The organism is Fulvimarina uroteuthidis (assembly GCF_034321785.1).
Taxonomy (GTDB): domain Bacteria; phylum Pseudomonadota; class Alphaproteobacteria; order Rhizobiales; family Rhizobiaceae; genus Fulvimarina; species Fulvimarina uroteuthidis.
Window position 1 is genome coordinate 15049 of the sequence record NZ_JAXLPB010000005.1, and the last position, 22343, is coordinate 37391.

A 22343-nucleotide genomic window follows, 5' to 3' on the forward strand; every position below is an offset into this window, starting at 1 on the left:
TCATGGCCGAAACCGGGTCCAAAACCTGTTCGTCGACCGCCTTCGCCGATCTGTGCGGAAGCTGTGGATAATGCCTGCAAAAGCCTTGGACGGCCTGTGGAAGGCGCGCGTCTACAGCCGGAGCGCCGTCCCGCTCGGCCCGGTGACCGGCATGGCGTCACGCTTCGTCACGACTGCGTAATAGGCCCAGAAGAGGCGTGCGGCGACGGATCTGCGCGGCGCCCAGCGCTGGGCGATCGCGGCAAGATCCTTCTCCTTGGGCCGCGGCTCGATCCCAAAAGCCGTCGCCACCGCTGCCTTGAGCGCCAAATCGCCTGCGGGAAAGACATTCGGATGTCCGAGGCAGAACAGGAGATAGCATTCCGCCGACCAGCGGCCGACGCCGCTCAGGGCGACGAGTTCGGCCACGGCCCTCTCGCCGCTGGCTTGGGCAAGACGATCGAAATCGAGGTCGCCGTCCTCGCACGCTTGCGCGATGTGCCGGAAGGTCCGCTGCTTGGGACGCAACAGGCCCACGCGGCGGAAATCCTCGTCCGCCATTGCAAGGATCGCCCGGTGATCGTGGAGATCGACATGCTTTTCCAGCCGTCCGAAGATCGCGTCCGCGCTGGCCCTCGAGACTTGCTGGCCGACGATGATGGCGCAGAGGCCGGGCAGGCCGCCCGCCATGCGGCGCAGCGGAACCGCCCCCGCCGCATCGATGACGGGGCGAAGAGCCGGATCCTGACGCGCCAGATGGCGAAGGGCGCGCGCGATATCGTCGGCGCAGCGAATGGGATCGTTCATGCCGGCCCTCGTTTCCTGTTGCGACAGTCCCATAGTTTAGCCATGGGTCACGTCAGGCAAACCAGACAGATCGAGGCGGTGGATGGATATCGGAGCAGGCGCGCGGGAGGTCGACAACGCCATGCCGGTCTTTCGTTTCGCGCCGAGCCCCAATGGCGAACTCCATCTCGGCCACGCTTATTCCGCCCTCCTCAATCATCGGCTCGCACGCGACAATCAGGGTAAGTTCCTGCTTCGGCTGGAGGACATCGACCTTGCCCGCTGCAGCCTGGCCTACGAGGAGCAGATCGTCGAGGATCTCCGCTTCCTCGGCGTCGACTGGGACGAAGGCAGGCGCCGGCAGTCGGAGCATTTCGAGCGCTATGCCGAGGCGCTCGACGTGCTGAAGCACGATTCGCTGGTCTATCCGTCCTTCATGACGCGCGGCGAGGTCCGGCGCACGGCCGAACGTTTCGAGGAGGAGACTGCAGAGCCCTGGCCGCACGATCCGGACGGCGTGCCGCTTTATCCCGGGCTCGATCGCAGCTTGAGCGAAGCCGAACGGGACGAGCGGATCGCGGCGGGCGAACGGTTCGCGTGGCGCCTCGACACCAGCGCCGCCCTCGCGCTGCATCCCGATCTGACCTGGTACGAAGGCGGAGAAGGGCCGAACGGCGAGACGGGGACCGTCCCGGCCGATCCCTCCGCCTGGGGAGACTTCATCCTCGCGCGCCATGACATACCGACGAGCTATCACCTTGCCGTGGTCGTGGACGATGCCCTTCAGGGCGTCACCGACGTGGTCCGGGGCCGGGATCTGTTCTTTTCGACGAGCGCCCACCGTCTCCTGCAGGCGCTGCTCGGCCTTCCGGCGCCGCGCTACCACCATCACGATCTCATCCTGGGCGATGACGGGCGAAAGCTGTCGAAGAGCGCCCGCGATACCTCGATCCGTTCACTACGCGCCGCCGGCATGACGCGCGAGGACATCGTCCGTCTGGTCGGCCTCGAAGGGCTCGTCTAGATCGATCCGGCCGCCGGCCCGTGCGCGGCGACGGCGCACGTGCGAAGCGGCGCGAATTTCGGTCGGCTCGGCGCCTTCCGGGCGGTGACGTGCGTGCGCGTGCGACCTATAGACAGGGCGAAACGGAAACCGGATCAATCAAAGCAGGGTCAAACGGCGTGATCAAGGAATTCAAAGAGTTCGCTCTCAAGGGAAACATGGTCGATCTGGCGATCGGCATCATCATCGGCGCGGCTTTTTCGGGTCTCGTCAATTCGGTGGTTCAGGACCTCTTCATGCCGATCGTCGCGACCATCACCGGCGGCGTCGATTTCTCCAACAAGTTCGTCGGCCTGTCCGCCGCCGTCAATTCAACGAACCTTGCCACCGCGCGCGAACAGGGCCCGGTTCTGGCCTACGGCAATTTCATCACCCTGCTCATCAACTTCACGATCGTCGCCTTTATCCTGTTCATGGTCGTCAAGGGCATGAACCGCCTGAAACGCAAGGAAGAAGCCAAGCCGGTGGAGATCGCCGAGGTGCCGCGCAACGAAAAGCTCCTGGAGGAGATCCGCGATCTCCTCGCCCGATCGAACGGCACGGCGCCGCGCGCCTGATCCGACAAGCCGCCCAGCATGCGGAACCGCGCATGCCGGGCGGTCTCGTCGCTTATCGCGGCGCGATCATCGTCTTCGGGTCGACGATCCGGTCGTAGTCGTCCGCCGATACGAGGCCGGACGCGATCGCTTCCTCGCGCAGGGTCGTTCCATTCTTGTGGGCCGTCTTGGCGATGTTGGCCGCATTGTCGTAGCCGATCATCGGAGCAAGCGCGGTGACGAGCATCAGCGACTGCTCCATCAGGCTCCTGATGCGCTCTTCGTTGGCTTCGATGCCGTCGACGCAATGTTCGGCGAAGCTGTCCATGCCGTCCGCCAGGAGCCGGATCGAGGACAGCACAGCGTTCGCGATCACCGGCTTGAACACGTTCAGTTCGAAATGACCCTGGCTGGCCGCGACCGTGACGGTGGTTTCGTGGCCGAAGATTTCGGTCGCCACCATGGTCAGCGCCTCGGCCTGGGTCGGATTGACCTTGCCGGGCATGATCGATGAGCCGGGCTCGTTGGCCGGAAGGTTCAGCTCCCCGAGGCCCGAGCGCGGACCGGAACCGAGGAAACGAATGTCGTTGGCGATCTTCATGAGATCGGCCGCAAGCGTGTTCAGCGAGCCGTGGAAGAAGGTCAGCGCGCCGTGCGAAGCGAGCGCTTCGAACTTGTTCTCGGCCGTCCGGAACGGGTGTCCCGTCAACTGGGCGATTTCCGCGGCGATCGCCGTGTCGAAGCCGACCGGCGCGTTGAGCCCGGTGCCGACCGCCGTGCCACCCTGCGCCAGCGCGAGAACCCCGTCGAGGGAATCGGTGATACGCTTGCGGGCGAGAGCGAGCGCCATGGCGTAGCCGGAAAACTCCTGGCCGAGCGTGACCGGGGTCGCGTCCTGGGTGTGGGTGCGGCCGATCTTGATGATGTCGGCATATTCCTTCGCTTTCCGGTCGAGCGAGGCATGCAGCCGCTCGAGCGCCGGGAGCAGCCGCTTGTGGGTCTCGACGACGGTCGCGACGTGCATGGCGGTCGGGAACACGTCGTTCGAGGACTGGCTCATATTCACGTGGTCGTTCGGATGGACCGGCTTCTTCGAGCCCATCTCGCCGCCCGCCATCTCGATCGCGCGGTTCGAGATCACCTCGTTGACGTTCATGTTGGTCTGGGTGCCGGAGCCGGTCTGCCAGACGACCAGCGGGAAATGGTCGTCGAGCTTTCCGGCGATGATTTCGTCGGCGGCCTTTTCGATCGCATCGGCGATCGGCGTGTCGAGCTTGCCCTTGGCGGAGTTGACGCGCGCCGCGGCTTTCTTGACCGTCGCCAGCGCGACGATGAGCGGCATCGGCTGGCGGTCGCCGCCGATCTTGAAATTGTTGCGCGACCGCTCGGTTTGGGCACCCCAGTAGCGGTCGGATGCAACGTCGATCGCGCCGATGGAATCGGTTTCGGTACGGGTGCTCATGGCTGTTCCTTCTCTTCGATCACGGCAGGGCCCGGGTTTTCCGACTGCATTAAACCCCGCAGGCTTCGTGCGAAAGGGTCGATGGTCCGAAACGCACAGGGCGCGGACGATCCTGCGGCGAACGCGTCCGCTCGATAGGCCGGTGAATCCTTCTGGGTGTGCCTTCCACGCGCTGCGTGTCGTGAGCCGGCGACGACGCGAAATTATTCGCTGGAGCGCTTGTTTTCAGGGGCGAAGACCATCGATTCTCATCACGCCTGATGTATAGTGACGGCATGAAACACTCGACTTCGCCCGAGCTCGCCGAGAGCATGAACGACCCGACCTTCGCGGAGCGTGTTCGTCTCGACGACGCCCTCTGCTTCGCGCTCTACAATGCGACGAACGCGATCATCCGCGCCTACCGGCCGCTGCTGCAGAAGATCGATCTGACCTACCCGCAATATCTCGTCCTGATGGTTCTTTGGGACCAGGGCGCCGTCCGGATCGTCGACATTGCGCGTCGGCTCGATCTTGCGCCCAATGCGATCACGCCTCTGGTGGATCGGCTCGAAGCGATCGAACTTGTGATCCGCGTGCCTTCGGAAACCGACCGGCGCACCTCGATGATTCACCTGACCGATCGCGGCGCCGAGCTCGAGAAGGAAGCCTCGATCATCCAGCAGGCCGTCGCCTGCAACATCGCGCTCGACCAGAACCGTCACGCACCCTTGCTTGCGGATCTGAAACGCATCGTCGCCGGCATGGAAGAAGGTCAGCTTCTGAGCATCAGGTCGCCCAAGAGGGAGTTCTGATCGGCTGAAAAGCCGCGTGATCGAACTGGGCCTCGCCTGACCACCGGCCGGTCGCGGCCGTGCTGCCCCGTCGAGCTCGCCGCCGCGCCTGCATCGAGGTCGACCGGCGGCCCGATATGACGGACAAACTCACCAATTCGTTCGGCCGAATCGCGTTCGACGGTCACCACGTCCCGCAAACGCACGGATGTGGGCGAACGGCGATCCCGAAGACTTCGCACATGCCCTCCTGCGTCGCCAACGGCGAATCTCGGCTTGCCGCCCAGGCCGATATCCGCAGGTCCGGGGCAGGGCGCGATATGTCGACTATCCAATCTCCGCGTGCCTGCGACAAAAACTCGCAAAATGCCCGAAGCATTGCGCAACAGCCTGCTGACGTTGGATAAATCGGTTCAAGATCGTTTTATCTGAGGGCATGAACGGTTTTTGCCACTGCAATTTGCGGTATCACTCGTCGAGCCGCCGGGAAGCGCCCCGCCGGAACAGGGGAGATGGCATGCATCGTTCGATCGCTCGTGGCGGCCTGGCGCAGGCCAGCAAGACTGTTTTCCGCGCCGCGTCAGTCGCAAGCGTCGTCTCGGCAGTCCTTATGAGCTTTCCAGTCCCCGGCTCCGCGCAGGAGGGTGGGTCAGCCACCGGCACACAGGCCGAGGCGGGGAGCCAGCCGACCACGATCGATCTGCCGATCGTCGGGACGGTCGAACTCCCCGGATGGCTGTCCTTTCTCGGATCCTCCTCTTCGGACCAGTCCACCTCGGCGCAAGGCAGCGGGGAGGGCGGCGAGGCGGGATCCCAGCCGCCACCGGCGGTGGTCGTGACCGCTGCCGGGCTTCGCTCGGTCGGCGACGAGTTCGAATTCATTGGAACGATCGAAGCGATCGAGACCGTCACGCTGCAATCGCGGGTCAACGGCTTCATCGAACAGGTCTTCTTCCAGGGCGGCGACACGGTCGCCATCGGCGACGTGCTGTTCAAGATCGAGGACGACCAGTATCAGGCATCGCTCGACGCCGCGAACGCCCGGCTCGCCGGCGCGGAGGCCCAACTGGCCGAGGCCGAGCGATCGCTGAGCCGCGCGCAGGAACTGATCGATTCCGGCACGATTCCCGCCGCCGAGCTCGACACCCAGCGCGCGACCTTCGAATCGGCGCGCGCGACCCGTCTTCAGGCGCAGGCCGCGGTTCGCCAGGCCGAGCTCAATCTCGACTATACCTCGATCACGGCCCCGATCGACGGCGTGATTTCCGAGCCGCTGATCACCAAGGGCAATTTCGTCTCCGCCGCGAGCGGTACCCTCGCCAACATCGTCCAGCTCGATCCGATCTGGGGAACCTTCCCGATCGGCGAGGACCGGCTGTCGACGCTTCGGCGCGTCGGCGCCAGCGCCGACAACGCCTCGCAGTCGGCCGAAAACTACCGGCTTTCCCTCAAGCTTTCGGGCGACGAGGCGTTCCGTCCGGACGGATCGTTCGCCTTCGTCGGCAATACGGTCGATCCCTCCACCGGCACGATCGAGGTCCGCGTACGCTTCCCCAATCCGGAAGGACGCCTCCTGCCGAACGAGAATGTCACGCTCGTGGCAGCCGAAAAGGACCCGCCGCGCTTTCCCGTCGTTTCCCTGTCCGCGATCCAGTTGAACCGGGAGGGCAAGTCCGTGTTCGTTCTGAACGAGGACAACGACACGGTGCGCCGGCAGCCGGTCGAGACCGGGAAGGAGATGCGGGGCAGCGTGGCGATCACCAGCGGCGTCGCCGCCGGGGATCTCGTCGTCGTCCAAGGCATCCAGAACCTCTCCGATGGGGCCAAGGTCACGCCGACCTATGCGGACGGCGGCTCGGGCGCGGTTTCGGCGACGTCGGGCGAAGGCGCCGCAAGCGAGGCCGCCGGCACCGGTGATTCGGCCGATGCCGGCGGCGAGGCCGGCCAATGATCTCCGATCTCTTCATCAGCCGCCCGCGCCTTGCGACGGTGATTTCGGTCGTCCTGATGATTGCGGGCGCGCTCTCGATCTTCGTCATGCCGGTGACCCAGTTCCCGAACGTCGCGCCGCCCACCGTCAGCGTCTCGGCAAGCTATCCGGGCGCATCGGCGCAGAGCGTCGCCGACGCGATCGCCGCCCCTCTCGAAGAAGCGATCAACGGCGTCGAGAACATGATCTACATGTCCTCGACCTCGACGAATTCGGGAAACTACAATCTTTCGATCACCTTCGAGATCGGCACGGATCCGGACATCGCCCAGGTCAACGTGTCGAACCGGGTGCAGCTGGCGACCTCGCAGCTGCCGACGGCCGTCTCGCGCCAGGGCGTCACGGTGCAGAGCCGTTCGCCGAACTTCCTGCTGGCGTTGACGTTCTTTTCCAACGATCTCGATACGCTCGGGCCGATCGATGTCGGAGCCTATGTCGCCACCAATGTGACCACCGCCCTGTCGCGCGTTCAGGGCGTGGGAAACGCGTCGCCGCTCGGGCCGGCCGACTACGCCATGCGGATCTGGACCGATCCCGCCAGAATGGCCTCGCTCAACGTCGCCCCGTCGGACATTTCGAATGCGATCTCGGCAGCGAGCACCGTCGCCTCGGTGGGCCTCGTCGGCGGATCGCCGGCGCCCGAGGGTCAGGCGACCGTCTATACGGTCACCTCGCAGGGGCGCCTGTCGACGCCGGAAGAGTTCGCCGACATCGTCGTTCGGGCCCAGCCGAACGGCGCCATCGTCCGCATCAGCGACGTGGCGCGCGTCGAGCTCGGCGCCCAGAACTATTCCGTCAACGCCTACGCCGCGAACGGCCAGCCCTCCCAACTCGTTCAGATCAACCAGTCGCCCGGCGCCAACGCGCTGGCGACGGTGACCGCCGTGAAAGCCGAGCTCGAACGCCTGTCGCAGACCTTTCCGGACGGTCTCGAATATGAGGTGGTCTACGATTCGACCGAATATGTGAGCGCGACGATCGAGGAGATCATCGTCTCGTTGTTCGTCGTCGCGGCGATCGTCGTCGCCGTGGTCTTCGTCTTCCTGCAGGACTGGCGCGCAACGCTCGTGCCGGCGCTCGCCATTCCCGTCTCGCTGCTCGGAACCTTCGCGTTCCTTCTTGCCGTCGGCTTCACCGTGAACGTCATCACGCTCTTGGCCCTCATCCTGGCCATCGGCCTCGTGGTGGACGATGCGATCCTCGTGGTGGAAAACTGCCAGCGCGTGATGGTCGAGAAGAACCTGCCGCCGAAGGAGGCGGCCCGGCAAGCCATGCGCGAGGTGACCGGACCGATCATCTCGACGACGCTCGTGCTCCTGGCCGTCTTCCTGCCGACGACCTTCCTTCCCGGACTGTCGGGGCAGCTCTACAAGCAGTTCGGCGTGACGCTCTCGGTGTCGCTGGTCCTGTCCTCCCTCGTCGCGCTGACGCTGACGCCCGCTTTGTCCTCGATCCTGCTTCGCAAGCCGGGAAGGAGCTGGTTTCCGCTTCGCGCCTTTTCGAAGGGCCTCGAGCGGGTGACGAACGGCTATGCGCGAGCCGTCGGTTTTCTGGTGCGGCGCGTTCTCGTCGCGCTCGCCATGCTGGCCACCGCCTTCGTCGTGGCCACGTTCTCGTTTCTGAGCCTGCCGAGCAGTCTCATCCCGTCCGAGGATCAGGGCGCGATCCTGTTCGATGTCTCCCTGCCCGACGCCTCGTCGCTGCAGAGAACGGACGCGGTCCTCGACGAGATCTCGCAGATCATCCGCGACACCGCAGGTGTCGAGACCTTCACCGTCGCCGCGGGTTACAGCCTGCTGCAGTCGGCCCAGAGGCCGTCCGCCGGCGTCGGCATCATCGGGCTGGAATTGTGGGGCGAGCGCCGCGACCTCTTCACGATCCTCGGCGAATTGTCCGGCAAGTTCAGCCAGATTCCGGGGGCGACCGTCGCGGCCTTTCCGCCTCCGCCCATTCCCGGCCTCGGTTCGGTCGGCGGCTTCACCTTCGAGATTCTCGCCCAGCAGGGGCAGGAACCGGCGGAGATGGCGCAGGTGGCGCGGGCCTTCGTGGCCGCCGCCAACGAACGGCCCGAGATCGCGGGCGCTCGCACGACGTTCACCGCCAATGTTCCGAGTTTCTTCATCGACATCGATCGGGACCGGGCCGAAACCCTCGGACTGACCGTCGCCGACATCTACGATGCGATCGGCGGCACGCTCGGCGAGGTCTTCGTCAACCAGTTCAACTATAATGGCCGGGTCTATCAGGTGCGTCTCCAGGCCGATGCCGAGGCGCGGGCCGACGAGAGCGACATCCTCGACATCTATGCCAAGAACCGGGCCGGGGACATGGTGCCGATCCGCACGGTCGTGGATGTCAGGACCGAATTCGGTCCCTACGCCGTGCCGCGCTACAATCTCTATCTGGCGGCGGAAGTGTCGGGAAATCCGGCGCCCGGCTTCTCGTCGGGTGCAGCGCTCGCCGCGCTCGAGGAGACTGCGGCGGAGACCCTCCCGACCGGATATTCGTACCAGTTCTCGGGAACGTCCTATCAGGAACGGCAAGCCGGCAACGTCACTTACCTCGCATTCGCCCTCGCCTTCGTGTTCGCCTACCTGTTCCTGGTCGGTCAGTACGAAAGCTGGTTGTTGCCCCTGGCCGTCATGTTGTCGCTGGTCATCGCGGCAGCCGGGGCGGCCGGTTCGCTTTGGCTTCTCGGCTACACGTCGAACATCTATTCGCAGATCGGTATCGTGATGCTGATCGGCCTTGCCTCCAAGAACGCGATCCTGATCGTCGAGTTCGCACGGGACCAGCAGTCCGCCGGCCGTTCGATCACCGAAGCGGCGATCCGGGGCGCGCGGCTGAGGCTGCGCGCCGTCCTGATGACGGCGCTCGCCTTCATCCTCGGCATCATTCCGCTCGCCGCCGCCTCGGGTGCGGGCGCCGCCGGGCGCAACGCGATCGGCGTGACGTCGATCGGCGGAATGCTGGCGGCGACCTTCATCGGCATCTTCATCGTGCCGGCGCTCTATGCCCTGATGCAGCGGATCGCCGCCGGCAAGGGCGGCAAGCTGTGGGGAACCGAGGATGACGGGGACGGCGGACGGGGCGAGGGCGGGCCCGCAGACGAGGCGGTAACGGCGTTTCCCTGGGCGGACCGGCATTCGCCGAAACCGTCAGGACCGCCTGCCGGGCCGGGCACGGCCCCGGCGGAATAGACGCAGCCACCAAGCCCTTCGGTTCAAGGCCTCTGGAGGGGCGGACCGTCGAACCGGCCGAACGAAAGCCGCCGCTCCTGGCGGGAGCGGCGGCTTTCGCGTGCTTGGGTTTCGTCATCCGGATCCGGGACGACGGCGGCCGCTCACGCGTCCTGCTTCTTTCGTCCGAAGAGCCATTCGTTGAAGCTGAGCGGATCGCCATAGCGCTCGAACACCTGGGAATCCTTGTGTTCGGCAAACTGGGCATAGTTGAGGACAGCGACGAAGATCACGCCGCCGACCGTGTTGCCGAGCAGGACGGGCAGGACGAAATTCGGGAAGAGGGCGAAGAAACTGATCTCGGTGACCCGGAAGGCGAGGAAGAAGACCTCCACGGACGAGGTGATGACGTGGAAGAAGCCGCAGATCCCGAGGAAATACATCAGGATGAAGACGACGAAGATCTTCGATATCGTCTCGCGCGACGCATGCACCAGCCACACCATGGCCGCGACGATCCAGCCTGCGATCAGGGCGCGGACGAAGATCGTCGTCCATTCGGTTTCGTATGCATGGCGCCCGATCTCGATCGCCGTCACGACCCGCTCGACCGTCAGCACATCGACGTAGGCGATGAGGGCCGCGACCGCCAAGGCGCCGAGCATGTTGCCGATCAGCACGACGATCCAGAGCCTCAGAAGGTTCGAGATGCTCGTCAGCTTGGTCAGGACGAGCACGACCGGGGTCAGCGTGTTCTCGGTGAAGAGCTGATAGCGGCCGATAACAATGATGAGGAAGCCGACCGGATACATGAGGTTGCCCAGGAATCCCGGCGTCGTCTCGCCGGCGGTCTCGGTGAGGATCACCCTGGCGAGAAACGTCAGTCCAATGGCCCCACCGGCACCCAGAGCGCTCCAGAACAGGTAGCGGTTGCTGACGTCGAGCTCGTGATCCGCCGAAGACAGGACGCGGGCGAAGACTTCCTCGAAAGAAAAATAGTCGGCAAGGGTCTCGCCCTTGTCGGGCGCGTTCAGAAGCTCTTCGTCCGGATCCTTCCGGAGCATCTCCTCGTCCTGGTGCTCCCGCGCATTCTGCTTGTCTTCGCTCATTATGGCATCCGAACCCTGAAGGAGATGCCCTATGCATCCGCCGACCCGGAAAAATAGCGCTTTTTTCCAACCGGGCACGTCCCTGCCGAAAACGTGATTGGTCTGCTGCGCTGCGACACGACGAAGCGGGGTTCCGGTTCAACCGCCTGTTAACGCCGTTCATGTCATCAAGAACGGCCGAGGAGACCTGTCCATGCGAACGATCCAGACCAAACGCAGTCGTCTTATCCGTCTGATCATCCCGACGATCTCGGCGGCGGTGCTCGCCTATTTCGCCGTTCATGTGCAGACGGGCGACTACGGCCTCACGTCGAAGGCGGAACTGGAACGCCGTCTCAACGTCAAGAGGGCGGAACTTGCCAGCGTCGAGCGCGAACGGATCGCGCTGGCGCAGCGCGTCGAACTCCTCAGCCCGGGAACGCTCGAGCGTGACATGCTGGACGAGCGCGCACGCTGGGCCCTCAATTTCCTGACCGAAGACGAAATCGTCATTCTGCGATAGGCTGGTCCAATGCCCCTGCCGGCATGATGCCTCTGCTGCCACGGTGCCTTTGCCGCCATGGTGCGGGTGCTGCCCTGTTCGGTACGGATCGTCGGCGCCCACGCGGCTGTGCGACCGCGATGGAGGACCATGAAGGACCCGCCAGGCTCCCGACACGATTTAACCGGATTTCGGTTCATAAATTGCTGCAGCGCAAGGTAAACCGTTTTCTGGTTAAATGATGCGCCCGCGCTTGATGGCGCTTTATTCCCGACTATAGTCTCCCCAACGATCGAATTTATGACGCACCGTTTGGAGGCACTATGGCGGCACGGCAAAAAAGCTCTTCCTCCGGCTCATCGCGAGACAACAGGTCGAAATCCGCCGATACGAACAGTGTCGACACGGAATCGGGCAAGGAGATCGTCCGCACGCTCGAAAACTTCTCGACCCCCGCGCCGGCCGATCTCGACAAGAGCGAAGAGCTTCGCGCCTACCGTGACATGCTTCTCATCCGCAGGTTCGAGGAAAAGGCCGGGCAGCTCTACGGCATGGGCTTCATCGGCGGGTTCTGCCACCTCTACATCGGCCAGGAAGCCGTCGTCGTCGGCATGCAGATGGCGATGAAGGAGGGCGACCAGGTGGTGACCGGTTATCGCGATCACGGGCACATGCTGGCGACCGGCATGGAAGCGCGCGGCGTGATGGCCGAACTGACGGGGCGCCGCTCGGGCTACTCGAAGGGCAAGGGCGGCTCCATGCACATGTTCTCGAAGGAGAAGAAGTTCTACGGCGGCCACGGCATCGTCGGCGCCCAGGTGCCGATCGGCAGCGGCCTTGCCTTTTCCAACAAGTACAACGGCACCGACGCGGTCTCGATCACCTATTTCGGCGATGGCGCGTCGAACCAGGGTCAGGTGTATGAGAGCTTCAACATGGCATCGCTCTGGAAGCTGCCGGCGATCTACGTGATCGAGAACAATCGTTACGCCATGGGCACGTCCGTCTCGCGCGCCTCCGCGGAGACCGATTTTTCCCATCGCGGCCTGTCCTTCAAGATCCCCGGCATCCAGGTCGACGGCATGGACGTGCGCGCGGTCAAGGCGGCCGGCGACATGGCCGTCGAGCATTGCCGCTCGGGCGAGGGGCCGATCATTCTCGAAATGATGACCTATCGCTATCGCGGCCATTCCATGTCCGACCCGGCCAAGTACCGGACACGCGACGAAGTCCAGAAGATGCGTTCCGAATCCGATCCGATCGAGCAGGTCAAGAAGCGCCTGCTGGAAGACCACGGCATGTCGGAGGACGAGGTCAAGGAAATCGACAAGGAAGTGCGCGAGATCGTGGCCGACGCTGCCGATTTCGCCCAGAACGACCCCGAGCCCGATCCGTCCGAGCTTTGGACCGACATCTATGCCGAGGAAACCCCTCAGGCCGCCGAATAAGGGAGGACGGCCATGCCGACCGAAATTTTGATGCCCGCCCTCTCGCCGACCATGGAAGAGGGCACGCTGGCCAAGTGGGTCAAGAACGTTGGCGACAAGGTCGAACCCGGCGACGTCATCGCCGAGATCGAAACCGACAAGGCCACGATGGAAGTCGAGGCGGTCGACGAGGGGACGCTCGGCAAGATCCTCGTCGAGGCCGGCACGGAGAATGTGAAGGTCAATGCCGCCATCGCCATTCTTCTGGCCGAAGGCGAAAGCGAGGGTGATCTCGACAAGGCCGGTGGCTCGGACGAAAGCGACAGGCAGTCCTCGCAGCCCGTCAGCACGAAGTCCGACGACGAGCCGGTTGCCCACAGCGGCGATCAGGCACGCGGTGCCGCGACGGTCACGCCGCTCGAGCAGCGCCGCGTTCCGGCGGAAGGCAAGACGCATCCGGACGTCGAGGACGACGAGGGTCCGTTCGGCCAGGAGATCCCCGAAGGCACGGAAATGGTCTCGACGACCGTTCGCGAAGCGTTGCGCGACGCCATGGCCGAAGAGCTTCGTCGCGACGAAACCGTCTTCGTCATGGGCGAGGAGGTCGCCGAATATCAGGGCGCCTACAAGATCACGCAGGGGCTGCTCGACGAGTTCGGCGCGCGCCGCATCGTCGATACGCCGATCACCGAGCATGGCTTCGCCGGTCTCGGCGTCGGCGCGGCGTTCGGCGGCCTGCGTCCGGTTGTCGAGTTCATGACCTTCAACTTCGCGATGCAGGCGATCGACCAGATCATCAATTCCGCGGCCAAGACGCTCTACATGGCCGGCGGCCAGATGGGCTGTCCCATCGTGTTCCGCGGGCCGAACGGTGCGGCCGCGCGCGTCGCGGCCCAGCACAGTCAGGACTACGCGTCCTGGTACAGCCACGTGCCGGGCCTCAAGGTCGTTCAGCCGTTCACGGCGGCGGACGCCAAGGGCCTGCTGAAATCCGCGATCCGCGATCCGAACCCGGTGGTCTTCCTGGAGAACGAGATCCTCTACGGTCATTCCTTCGACATTCCGAAGGTCGACGACTGGACCGTCCCGATCGGCAAGGCGCGCGTCCACCGCAAGGGAAGCGACGTCACCATCGTGTCCTGGTCGATCGGCATGACCTATGCCATCAAGGCGGCCGAGGAGTTGGCGAAAGAGGGGATCGAGGCGGAAATCATCGATCTTCGCACGATCCGTCCCCTCGATATGCCGGCCGTCGTGCGGTCGGTGAAGAAGACCAACCGGTGCGTGACCGTTGAAGAGGGCTTCCCGCAGAACTCGGTCGGCGGCCATATCGCCTCCGAGCTGATGGTTCAGGCCTTCGACTATCTCGACGCACCTGTCCTGAAGGTCGCCGGCAAGGACGTTCCGATGCCGTATGCGGCCAATCTCGAGAAGCTTGCGCTGCCGTCGGTCAAGGACGTGATCGATGCGGTCAAAGCGGTCTGCTACCGGAACTGATCTGATGGTTCGGATGTCGTCGAACGACAATGAAAGCGTCACGCGGGAGAACGGTCGGCTGGAGATCCGGAAGGATATCGCGGCCTCGCGCGAAACCGTGTGGCGCTGTCTCACCCAGCCGGCTTGCCTGAAGAGCTGGTGGCGGGACAATATCGAGTTCGAACCGAAGGATGGTGGGCGGTTTGTCGAACCGTGGATCGATCCGACCGGCCGCAACCGCGTGACGAAGGCGCAGGTGACATCGTTTCATCCGCCCGAGGGGTTCGTCATGGTTTGGGCCGACGCGGACTGGACGTTCGATACGGTGGTGACGGTCACCTTGACCGATACGAACGAGGGCACACGGGTCACGATCGAACATCAGGGCTGGGAAAAAGCGCCCGAGCCGGACCGCTCGACGTTGCTTCTGGACCATCAGGACGGCTGGGACAACCGTCTCGACAAGCTTGCGACGCATGCCGAAACCCATTTCGGACAGACGTCCGGGCCCAAGCGGAAGCACTGAGATGATGGAATGCGCACGGGTTCGGCGATCGGGCGGCGGAGACGGGAAGGCAGTTTCTTCCGGCGCCGCCGGTTGCCGACGGCACGGCGCGCTTCCTCGGCCGATTTCCATCCGCCGGTTGCGTTGAGCGGCCGGCGATACAGAAAAGACGACGAAAAGATCTTTCGGAGACGACCATGCCGATCAATGTGACGATGCCCGCCCTGTCTCCGACCATGGAAGAAGGCAATCTTGCCAAATGGCTGGTCGCCGAGGGCGACAAGGTGTCCGCCGGTGACATCATCGCCGAAATCGAGACCGACAAGGCGACGATGGAAGTCGAAGCCGTCGATGAGGGAACGGTCGCCAAGATCGTCGTTCCGGGTGGAACCGAAGGCGTGAAGGTCAACGAGGTGATCGCGATCCTCGCGGTCGACGGCGAAGACGTGAAGGCCGCCGCCAAATCCGGTGGCGGCAACGATCCGGCCCCGTCGGGCGACGCCGAAGGCGGCGCGATGAGCCCTGACCCGAAGGCCGACAATGCCGCAGTCGGGACGCAGGCGGATGCCAAGGATGCGTCGAAGCGCGGCGATGCGCGTCCCGAGGGCGGCGCCGCTTCGTCCGGCGATGGCGGCGAGGCCACGGCATCGTCGGGTCCGGCGCCGCGCACGGACGATGGCGACCGCGTCTTCTCCTCTCCGCTTGCCCGGCGCCTGGCCAAGCAGGCCGGTATCGATCTCGCCAAGGTCACAGGCTCGGGTCCGCATGGCCGCGTCGTGAAAGCCGATATCGACAAAGCGAAGGAACAGGGCGTCGGCAAGGGCGCGTCCGCTGCGGACAAGGCCGGAACCGACGCGCCGAAGGCTGGCGAGGGCAAAACGCAGCCGGCGCCGGCCGCCGCGCCGAAGGGCGCGAGCGACGAAGCCATCCTCAAAATGTTCGAGGAAGGCTCCTACGAGAAGATCCCGCACGACGGAATGCGCAAGACGATTGCCAAGCGTCTCGTGGAATCCAAGCAGACCGTGCCGCATTTCTATCTCTCGGTCGATTGCGATCTGGGTGCGCTTCTCGCCCTGCGCAAGCAGCTGAACGATGCCGCACCGAAGCTGAAGGGCGACGATGGCGAGAGGCCGGCCTACAAGCTTTCCGTCAACGACATGGTGATCAAGGCCATGGCGCTCGCCCTCAAGGCGGTGCCGACGGCGAACGTGTCCTGGACCGAAACCGCCATGCTCAAGCACAAGCACGCCGATGTCGGCGTCGCGGTTTCGATCGATGGCGGGCTGATCACGCCGATCATCCGCCGGGCGGAGGAGAAGACCCTCTCGACCATTTCCAACGAGATGAAGGATCTCGCCAGGCGCGCGCGCTCCCGCAAGCTCCAGCCACAGGAATATCAGGGCGGCACCACGGCCGTCTCCAATCTCGGCATGTTCGGGATCGACAATTTTTCCGCGGTCATCAATCCGCCGCACGCGACGATCCTGGCGGTCGGTGCGGGCGAGGAGCGGCCGGTTGTCCGGAATGGCGAGATCAAGATCGCGACGATCATGACCGTGACCCTCTCGACCGACCACCGGGCCGTCGACGGAGCGCTCGGGGCCGAACTGATCTCGGCGTTCAAGCAGTATATCGAGAATCCCATGGGCATGCTGGTCTAGGCGCGGCGATGAAGACCGTACTCGCCTTCGGCGACTCCCTGACCTGGGGCTACGATCCCGAAACAATGCTGCGCCATGCCTTTTTCGATCGCTGGCCGAACGTCGTCGCCAAGGCACTCGGGCACAAGGTTCGCGTGATCAGCGAAGGCCTGAACGGCCGGACGACGGCCTTCGACGACCATATGGTCCCGGCCGAGCGCAACGGCGCGAAGATCCTCCCGACGCTGCTCGCCAGCCACCAGCCTCTCGACGTGCTCGTGATCATGCTCGGCACCAACGATCTCAAGACGCACACCGGTGGTGGCCGCGTGTTCGAATCGCGCCAGGGTCTGGAGCGGCTCGTCGAGATCGCGCAATGCTTCCCCTACCAGCGCGGTTACGTTCCGCCGAAGATCCTTCTGGTCGCACCGCCCCCGTTCACGGCGACGATGGAGCCGGACTTCTCGCTCCTGTTCGGCCATGCGGTGGACGAATCCCTGCATTTCCGTTCGGCGGTCACGAAGGTCGCCGAGGAATACGAGCTGGCAATGTTCGATGCCGGCGAGGTTTGCGAGACCTCTTCGCTCGACGGGGTGCATCTCGACGCCGAAAACACCCGGCGGCTCGGCGAAGCGCTGATCCAGCCGATCGCCCGATTGCTCGGCCTCGAGGATGACGCCGGAGCGCCGCGATAAGCCTGGCGGGTTGCCGCCGACCTGAAAACGACACGGGAGACGCCACCATGGCTGATAGTTACGATATCCTGATCGTCGGCGGTGGCCCCGGCGGCTACGTCGCCGCGATCCGTGCCGCGCAACTGGGTTTCAAGACCGCTGTCGTCGAGCGCGAACATCTGGGTGGCATCTGCCTGAACTGGGGTTGCATTCCCACCAAGGCGCTGCTGCGGACGGCCGAGATCTTCCATTACGCCGAGAACGGCAAGAACTACGGTCTCGAGATCCCCAAGCCGAGCTTCGACATCGAGGCGGTCGTCAAGCGCTCGCGCGGCGTCTCTGCGCAGCTGAACGGCGGTGTCGGCTATCTGATGAAGAAGAACAAGATCGATGTCATCTGGGGCGAGGCGAAGATCACCAAGGCGGGCAAGGGCGCGCCGGTGGAGGTGACCGTCGGCAAGATGAAGAAGCCGGTCGTCGAGCCTCAGAACCCGGTGCCGAAGGGCGTGCTCGGCGAGGGGACGTACAAGGCGAAGCACGTCATCGTGGCGACCGGCGCGCGTCCGCGCGTTCTGCCCGGCATCGAGCCGGACGGCGACCGGATCTGGACCTATTTCGAGGCCATGAAGCCGAAATCGATGCCCAAGAGCCTGATCGTCATGGGTTCCGGCGCGATCGGCATCGAGTTCGCGAGCTTTTATCGCTTCATGGGCGCCGAGGTCACGGTGATCGAACTCCTGCCGCAGATCCTGCCGGTGGAAGACGCCGATATCGCCAAGCTGGCCCGCAAGCAGTTCGAGAAGCAGGGCATGAAGATCATGACCGACGCCAAGGTCGCGAGCGTCGAAAAGGACGGGGACGGCGTCACGGTCACGGTCGAGACCAAAGGCGGCAAGACCGAAACCCTGAAGGCCGAACGGTTGATTTCGGCGGTTGGCGTCCAGGGCAATATCGAGGGTCTGGGTCTGGAAGAGGCCGGGGTCGAGATCGAGCGCGGGATCGTCCGCACCGATGGTCTCGGCAAGACCAATGTCGAGGGCATCTACGCGATCGGCGACGTGGCGGGGCCGCCGATGCTGGCCCACAAGGCGGAGCACGAGGGCACGATCTGCGTCGAGGCGATCAAGGGCCTGGAACCGCATCCGATGAACAAGACCCAGATTCCAGGATGCACCTACTGTCAGCCGCAGATCGCCTCGGTCGGCCTGACGGAGGCCAAGGCGAAGGAAGCCGGTTACGAATTGAAGGTCGGGCGATTCAATTTCACCGGCAATGGCAAGGCCATCGCCCTCGGAGAGCCCGAGGGAATGGTGAAGACGATCTTCGACGCCAAGACCGGCGAGCTGCTCGGCGCCCATCTTGTGGGTGCGGAGGTGACCGAGCTCATCCAGGGCTTCGTCATCGCGATCGGACTGGAAACCACCGAGGAAGACCTCTTCCACACCTGTTTCCCGCACCCGACATTGTCGGAAATGATGCACGAAGCCTCGCTCGACGCCTATGGGCGCGTGATCCATCAGTGAGTTCATGACGGAGCGGTGGAAATCGCGGGAAGCGCCTTGCCTCGCCGGACATTCACCTATCTGCCGTCGTGGTACAACAAACGCATAGAGGATACACAACATGGGTTGGCTTGCAGCTATTGTCGTCGGCGGTCTCGCCGGCTGGCTCGCGGAAAAGGTCATGAAGAGCGATATGGGGCTCCTCATGAACATCATTCTCGGCATCGTCGGTGCGATCGTGCTGAGTCTCGTCCTGCAGTTGACGGGCCTCGGTGCCGGCGCCGGTGCTTCGTTCTCGTTCGCCTACCTCATCACCGGTTTCGTCGGTGCATGTCTCCTGATCTTCATTTTCCGTCTGGTCCGTCGCTGACGCGACCATTCTGCTGATTGCGTCGAGCGCGAGCGGAGCTTAGATACACATCATGGTTACGGTGCTCGACAATCGTTCCGAAGCCGGGGTCAAGCCTCGGCTCCGGCACCCCGAAAAAGCTCATCGGCCGGATGCGGCCGCGAGCCCCCCGAAGCCGGACTGGATTCGCGTGCGCGCGCCCGTCGGCAAGGGGTTTCAGGAAACTCGGGACATCGCCCGCTCGAACGGGTTGGTGACGGTCTGTGAGGAGGCGGGGTGCCCCAATATCGGCGAGTGCTGGGACAAGAAGCACGCCACCTTCATGATCATGGGCGGCATCTGCACACGCGCCTGCGCGTTCTGCAACGTGGCGACCGGCATGCCCCATCCGCTCGATCAGAGCGAGCCCGAAAGCGTCGGCCGGGCCGTCGCGAAGATGGGTCTCAATCACGTCGTCATCACATCGGTCGACCGCGATGATCTTCCCGACGGCGGCGCCGAGCATTTCGTCCGCACGATCCGGGCCATCAGGGCTTCGGCGCCGGGCACGTCGATCGAGATCCTGACGCCGGATTTCCTGCGCAAGCCCGGCGCCCTGGAAGCCGTGGTCGCGGCCAGGCCCGACGTCTTCAACCACAATCTCGAGACGGTGCCGTCGAAATATCTGACCGTCCGTCCGGGTGCGCGCTATTTCCATTCGATCCGGCTTCTGCAGCAGGTCAAGGAGCTCGACCCGACGATCTTCACGAAGTCCGGCATCATGGTCGGCCTCGGCGAGGAGCGCGGCGAGGTTCTGCAATTGATGGACGACCTGCGATCGGCCGACGTCGACTTCCTGACCATCGGTCAATATCTGCAGCCGACCAAGAAGCATCATCCCGTCATACGCTACGTGACCCCGGACGAGTTCAAATCGTTCGAGACCGTCGCGTTCGCCAAGGGCTTCCACATGGTCGCGGCAAGTCCCCTGACCCGCTCGTCGCACCATGCCGGCGAGGATTTCGAACGATTGAAGGCCGCTCGTCTGGCCAAGATGAGAGCTGCGTGAAGCCGTCCGATGCCGCAATTTGAATCGACACGCCGTGTCTCGCATACCGCCGACGAGATGTTCCGCCTCGTCGCCGACGTCGAGGCATATCCGCAGTTCCTTCCGCTCTGCAAAAGCCTGAGCGTTCGCTCCGAGCGTGAGCGGGACGGAAAGACCCTGCTCGTCGCGGATATGACCGTGGCCTACAAGATGGTCCGGGAGACCTTCACGAGCCAGGTGATGCTGAAGCCGGACGAACGTCGGATCGACGTGAAATATGTCGATGGGCCGTTCCGCTATCTCGACAATCGCTGGACGTTCGAGCCGGTGGGCGAGGCCGAATGCGACGTTCACTTCTACATCGATTACGAGTTCAAGAGCCGTACGCTCGGCATGCTTATGGGGTCCATGTTCGACTATGCCTTCCGGCGCTTCGCCAAGGCGTTCGAAGACCGGGCCGACGCGGTCTACGGCAGACCACAGGGCTGACCGTCTCGCCGCAAGGACCCGCAGGTTTCAGGACGTGCGGGACACGGCGGCAAGCAAAAGCCGAAGCGCGGTTTCGACGCTCTTGCGACGGATCGTCCCCCGGTCGAGATCGCCGAAACGCTCTTCCCGATGGACTGTGTCGCCTGCCGACGCGCAGCCGAAATGGACGAGGCCGACGGGCTTTCGCTCCGTCCCCCCGCCCGGTCCCGCGACCCCGGTCACCGACAGGCACACGTCGACGCCGGCTCGCGCCCGGCCGCCTTCCGCCATCAGCCTTGCGACAGGCTCCGAGACGGCGCCGTGATCCGCGAGCGTTTGCGGATCGACGCCGACGAGATCGATCTTCGCCTGGTTCGAATAGGTGACGAAACCCCGGTCGACGACCGCGGACGATCCGGGGATCTCGGTCAGTGCGCCGGCAACCAGCCCGCCCGTGCAGGATTCGACCGTTGCGATGGTCCAACCGACGGCCGTGAAATCCTCGATCACCTGCCGGGCGAGATCGTATGTGGCCCTGTCCATCAGTCGGTCTCTCCGTAGGCGACCGAAGCCGTCGCGATGGCCGCGATGCCTTCGCGTCGTCCGACGAAGCCGATGGTCTCGTTCGTCGTCGCCTTGACGGAGACGCGCTCCATCGAGAGCCGAAGGCAATCGGCAATCGCCTGACGCATTGCATCGCGATAGGGCGCAATCTTCGGCGCTTCGCAGATGAGAGAAATATCGGCATTCATGATTCGGCCCCCGGCCTTGGTGACGATATCGCGGGCACGTTCGAGAAAGATCCGCGAGGGCGCGCCGCGCCATTGCGGATCGCTCGGCGGAAAATGATCGCCGATGTCGCCTGCGCCGCACGTTGCCAGCAGCGCATCGGTCAAGGCATGGAGGCCGACATCGGCATCGGAATGGCCCGACAGCGTCTGATCGTGCGGGATCTCGACGCCGCAGAGCGTGACCTGCTCGCCCGCGACGAGCTGGTGGACATCGTAGCCATTGCCGGTGCGCACGTCGATCTTGTGTGTCATGGCGGATCTCTCTCTCAGCCTGGCATCGGCCAGCTCGATGTCGCGCGCGCTGGTCAGCTTGATATTGTCCGGTTCCCCGTCGACGAGGCGCACCGCAAGTCCGGCCCATTCGGCGATCGAGGCATCGTCGGTGAACGCGGTTTGCGTGTCCCGTCGGGCCCGTTCATGGGCGGCGAGGATGGGCAGATAGGGGAAGCCCTGCGGCGTCTGGGCGGCGTAGAGGCCGGACCGGTCGATCGTCGCGGCGACGAACCCGCCATCGCCCCGCTTCAAGGTATCGGAGACGGCGATGACGGGCAGGGCGCCCGCGTCTGGCGTGACGGCTTGCGCCACGCGGTCGATGAGGCTCGGGGTCGCGAAAGGGCGCACCGCATCGTGGATGAGGACCGTTTGCGGCCCGTTCTGCTTCAGGGCGAGCAGCCCGTTGCGCACGGAGGCCTGCCGCGTCGCGCCGCCATCGACGAGGGTCAGCGTCGGGAAATCGGCCATGGTCGGCAGGCTTTCGGCAAGGCGCCCCCGATCGTCCGGGTTCGTCACGAGGACGACCCGCGACACCGAAGCGTGATGCGCGAACAGTTCGACCGTCCGGGCCAGAACGGTCTGTCCGCCGACAGTGCGAAACTGCTTCGGACCCAGGGGATGGTCCCCCGCCCGCACGCCGCGTCCGCTCGCGACGATGATCGCCGCCACTTCGTTTCTGCTCATCGATCGGACACCATCCTGGGATCGCACGGGAAAGGCGAGGCTCGCATCAGGTCTCCCGAATGGCGTCGAAAGCGGCATTCGTCAATCGGATGATCATTTCGCAAGGCTGCGATGCGTCAGAAAGGTTGTCATTTGAAATTTTGCGACTTACGGAGAGCATAATGCTGAA

At 64.3% G+C, this 22343-nt stretch carries 20 protein-coding genes; 15 read left to right on the forward strand and 5 right to left on the reverse strand.

Annotated elements, in window-relative coordinates:
- Positions 1-111: 111 nt before the first annotated feature.
- The gene (locus U0C82_RS14385; protein WP_322187866.1) at positions 112-786 is read right to left on the reverse strand and encodes a DNA-3-methyladenine glycosylase family protein; all 675 of its coding nucleotides are present in this window, start codon (positions 784-786) and stop codon (positions 112-114) included.
- An 82-nt stretch (positions 787-868) separates the two neighbouring features.
- Between U0C82_RS14385 and gluQRS the strand changes: the two genes are divergently transcribed.
- Both gluQRS and mscL read left to right on the forward strand, forming a co-directional pair.
- On the forward strand, positions 869-1789 hold the full coding sequence (gluQRS, locus tag U0C82_RS14390) for a tRNA glutamyl-Q(34) synthetase GluQRS (RefSeq protein ID WP_322187867.1): 921 nt from the start codon (positions 869-871) through the stop codon (positions 1787-1789).
- A 158-nt stretch (positions 1790-1947) separates the two neighbouring features.
- Positions 1948-2385, forward strand: coding sequence for a large conductance mechanosensitive channel protein MscL (mscL, locus tag U0C82_RS14395; RefSeq protein ID WP_322187868.1), 438 nt, complete (start codon positions 1948-1950; stop codon positions 2383-2385).
- A gap of 52 nt (positions 2386-2437) precedes the next feature.
- Here mscL and fumC read toward each other — a convergent pair whose 3' ends face one another.
- Positions 2438-3826, reverse strand: coding sequence for a class II fumarate hydratase (gene fumC / locus U0C82_RS14400; protein WP_322187869.1), 1389 nt, complete (start codon positions 3824-3826; stop codon positions 2438-2440).
- Positions 3827-4101: 275 nt separating this feature from the next.
- On the opposite strand from fumC, the gene U0C82_RS14405 reads away from it, so the two are divergent.
- The 3 genes from U0C82_RS14405 (at position 4102) to U0C82_RS14415 (ending at position 9789) form a co-directional block, all read left to right on the forward strand.
- Positions 4102-4620, forward strand: a complete 519-nt coding sequence (locus U0C82_RS14405) for a MarR family winged helix-turn-helix transcriptional regulator (RefSeq protein ID WP_322187870.1) — start codon at positions 4102-4104, stop codon at positions 4618-4620.
- Between the two features lie 589 nt (positions 4621-5209).
- Positions 5210-6550 carry an efflux RND transporter periplasmic adaptor subunit gene (locus tag U0C82_RS14410; protein ID WP_322187871.1) on the forward strand — a complete coding sequence of 447 codons (1341 nt, stop codon included), beginning with the start codon at positions 5210-5212 and terminating at the stop codon, positions 6548-6550.
- Positions 6547-9789 carry an efflux RND transporter permease subunit gene (locus U0C82_RS14415; protein WP_322187872.1) on the forward strand — a complete coding sequence of 1081 codons (3243 nt, stop codon included), beginning with the start codon at positions 6547-6549 and terminating at the stop codon, positions 9787-9789. The genes U0C82_RS14410 and U0C82_RS14415 overlap by 4 nt, the downstream gene beginning before the upstream one ends.
- A gap of 143 nt (positions 9790-9932) precedes the next feature.
- Here the strand turns inward: U0C82_RS14415 and U0C82_RS14420 are convergent, their stop codons facing one another.
- Positions 9933-10877, reverse strand: coding sequence for a formate/nitrite transporter family protein (locus tag U0C82_RS14420; RefSeq protein ID WP_322187873.1), 945 nt, complete (start codon positions 10875-10877; stop codon positions 9933-9935).
- A gap of 193 nt (positions 10878-11070) precedes the next feature.
- Between U0C82_RS14420 and U0C82_RS14425 the strand changes: the two genes are divergently transcribed.
- From U0C82_RS14425 to U0C82_RS14470, 10 genes are all read left to right on the forward strand, one after another.
- Positions 11071-11379 carry an FtsB family cell division protein gene (locus tag U0C82_RS14425; RefSeq protein ID WP_322187874.1) on the forward strand — a complete coding sequence of 103 codons (309 nt, stop codon included), beginning with the start codon at positions 11071-11073 and terminating at the stop codon, positions 11377-11379.
- 302 nt (positions 11380-11681) lie between these two features.
- Positions 11682-12806, forward strand: a complete 1125-nt coding sequence (gene pdhA, locus U0C82_RS14430) for a pyruvate dehydrogenase (acetyl-transferring) E1 component subunit alpha (RefSeq protein ID WP_416186691.1) — start codon at positions 11682-11684, stop codon at positions 12804-12806.
- Positions 12807-12818: 12 nt separating this feature from the next.
- Entirely contained in the window at positions 12819-14282 is a 1464-nt protein-coding gene (locus tag U0C82_RS14435) for a pyruvate dehydrogenase complex E1 component subunit beta (protein WP_322187876.1), read from the forward strand.
- A 4-nt stretch (positions 14283-14286) separates the two neighbouring features.
- Positions 14287-14787 carry an SRPBCC family protein gene (locus tag U0C82_RS14440; RefSeq protein WP_322187878.1) on the forward strand — a complete coding sequence of 167 codons (501 nt, stop codon included), beginning with the start codon at positions 14287-14289 and terminating at the stop codon, positions 14785-14787.
- Positions 14788-14963: 176 nt separating this feature from the next.
- A complete protein-coding gene (locus U0C82_RS14445; RefSeq protein WP_322187879.1) occupies positions 14964-16427 on the forward strand; it encodes a pyruvate dehydrogenase complex dihydrolipoamide acetyltransferase in 1464 nt (487 codons plus the stop codon).
- Positions 16428-16435: 8 nt separating this feature from the next.
- A complete protein-coding gene (locus tag U0C82_RS14450) occupies positions 16436-17101 on the forward strand; it encodes an SGNH/GDSL hydrolase family protein (protein WP_322187881.1) in 666 nt (221 codons plus the stop codon).
- 47 nt (positions 17102-17148) lie between these two features.
- Entirely contained in the window at positions 17149-18603 is a 1455-nt protein-coding gene (gene lpdA / locus U0C82_RS14455; RefSeq protein ID WP_322187883.1) for a dihydrolipoyl dehydrogenase, read from the forward strand.
- Between the two features lie 100 nt (positions 18604-18703).
- On the forward strand, positions 18704-18952 hold the full coding sequence (locus U0C82_RS14460; protein ID WP_322187884.1) for a GlsB/YeaQ/YmgE family stress response membrane protein: 249 nt from the start codon (positions 18704-18706) through the stop codon (positions 18950-18952).
- Positions 18953-19004: 52 nt separating this feature from the next.
- A complete protein-coding gene (lipA, locus tag U0C82_RS14465) occupies positions 19005-19979 on the forward strand; it encodes a lipoyl synthase (RefSeq protein WP_322187886.1) in 975 nt (324 codons plus the stop codon).
- A 9-nt stretch (positions 19980-19988) separates the two neighbouring features.
- Positions 19989-20447 carry a type II toxin-antitoxin system RatA family toxin gene (locus U0C82_RS14470; RefSeq protein WP_322187888.1) on the forward strand — a complete coding sequence of 153 codons (459 nt, stop codon included), beginning with the start codon at positions 19989-19991 and terminating at the stop codon, positions 20445-20447.
- Between the two features lie 27 nt (positions 20448-20474).
- On the opposite strand, the gene U0C82_RS14475 is transcribed toward U0C82_RS14470, so the two are convergent.
- Together U0C82_RS14475 and U0C82_RS14480 are read right to left on the reverse strand one after the other, a co-directional pair.
- Positions 20475-20969 carry a CinA family protein gene (locus tag U0C82_RS14475; protein WP_322187889.1) on the reverse strand — a complete coding sequence of 165 codons (495 nt, stop codon included), beginning with the start codon at positions 20967-20969 and terminating at the stop codon, positions 20475-20477.
- The gene (locus tag U0C82_RS14480; protein WP_322187891.1) at positions 20969-22174 is read right to left on the reverse strand and encodes a bifunctional 2-C-methyl-D-erythritol 4-phosphate cytidylyltransferase/2-C-methyl-D-erythritol 2,4-cyclodiphosphate synthase; all 1206 of its coding nucleotides are present in this window, start codon (positions 22172-22174) and stop codon (positions 20969-20971) included. The genes U0C82_RS14475 and U0C82_RS14480 overlap by 1 nt, the downstream gene beginning before the upstream one ends.
- Positions 22175-22343 lie beyond the last annotated feature (169 nt).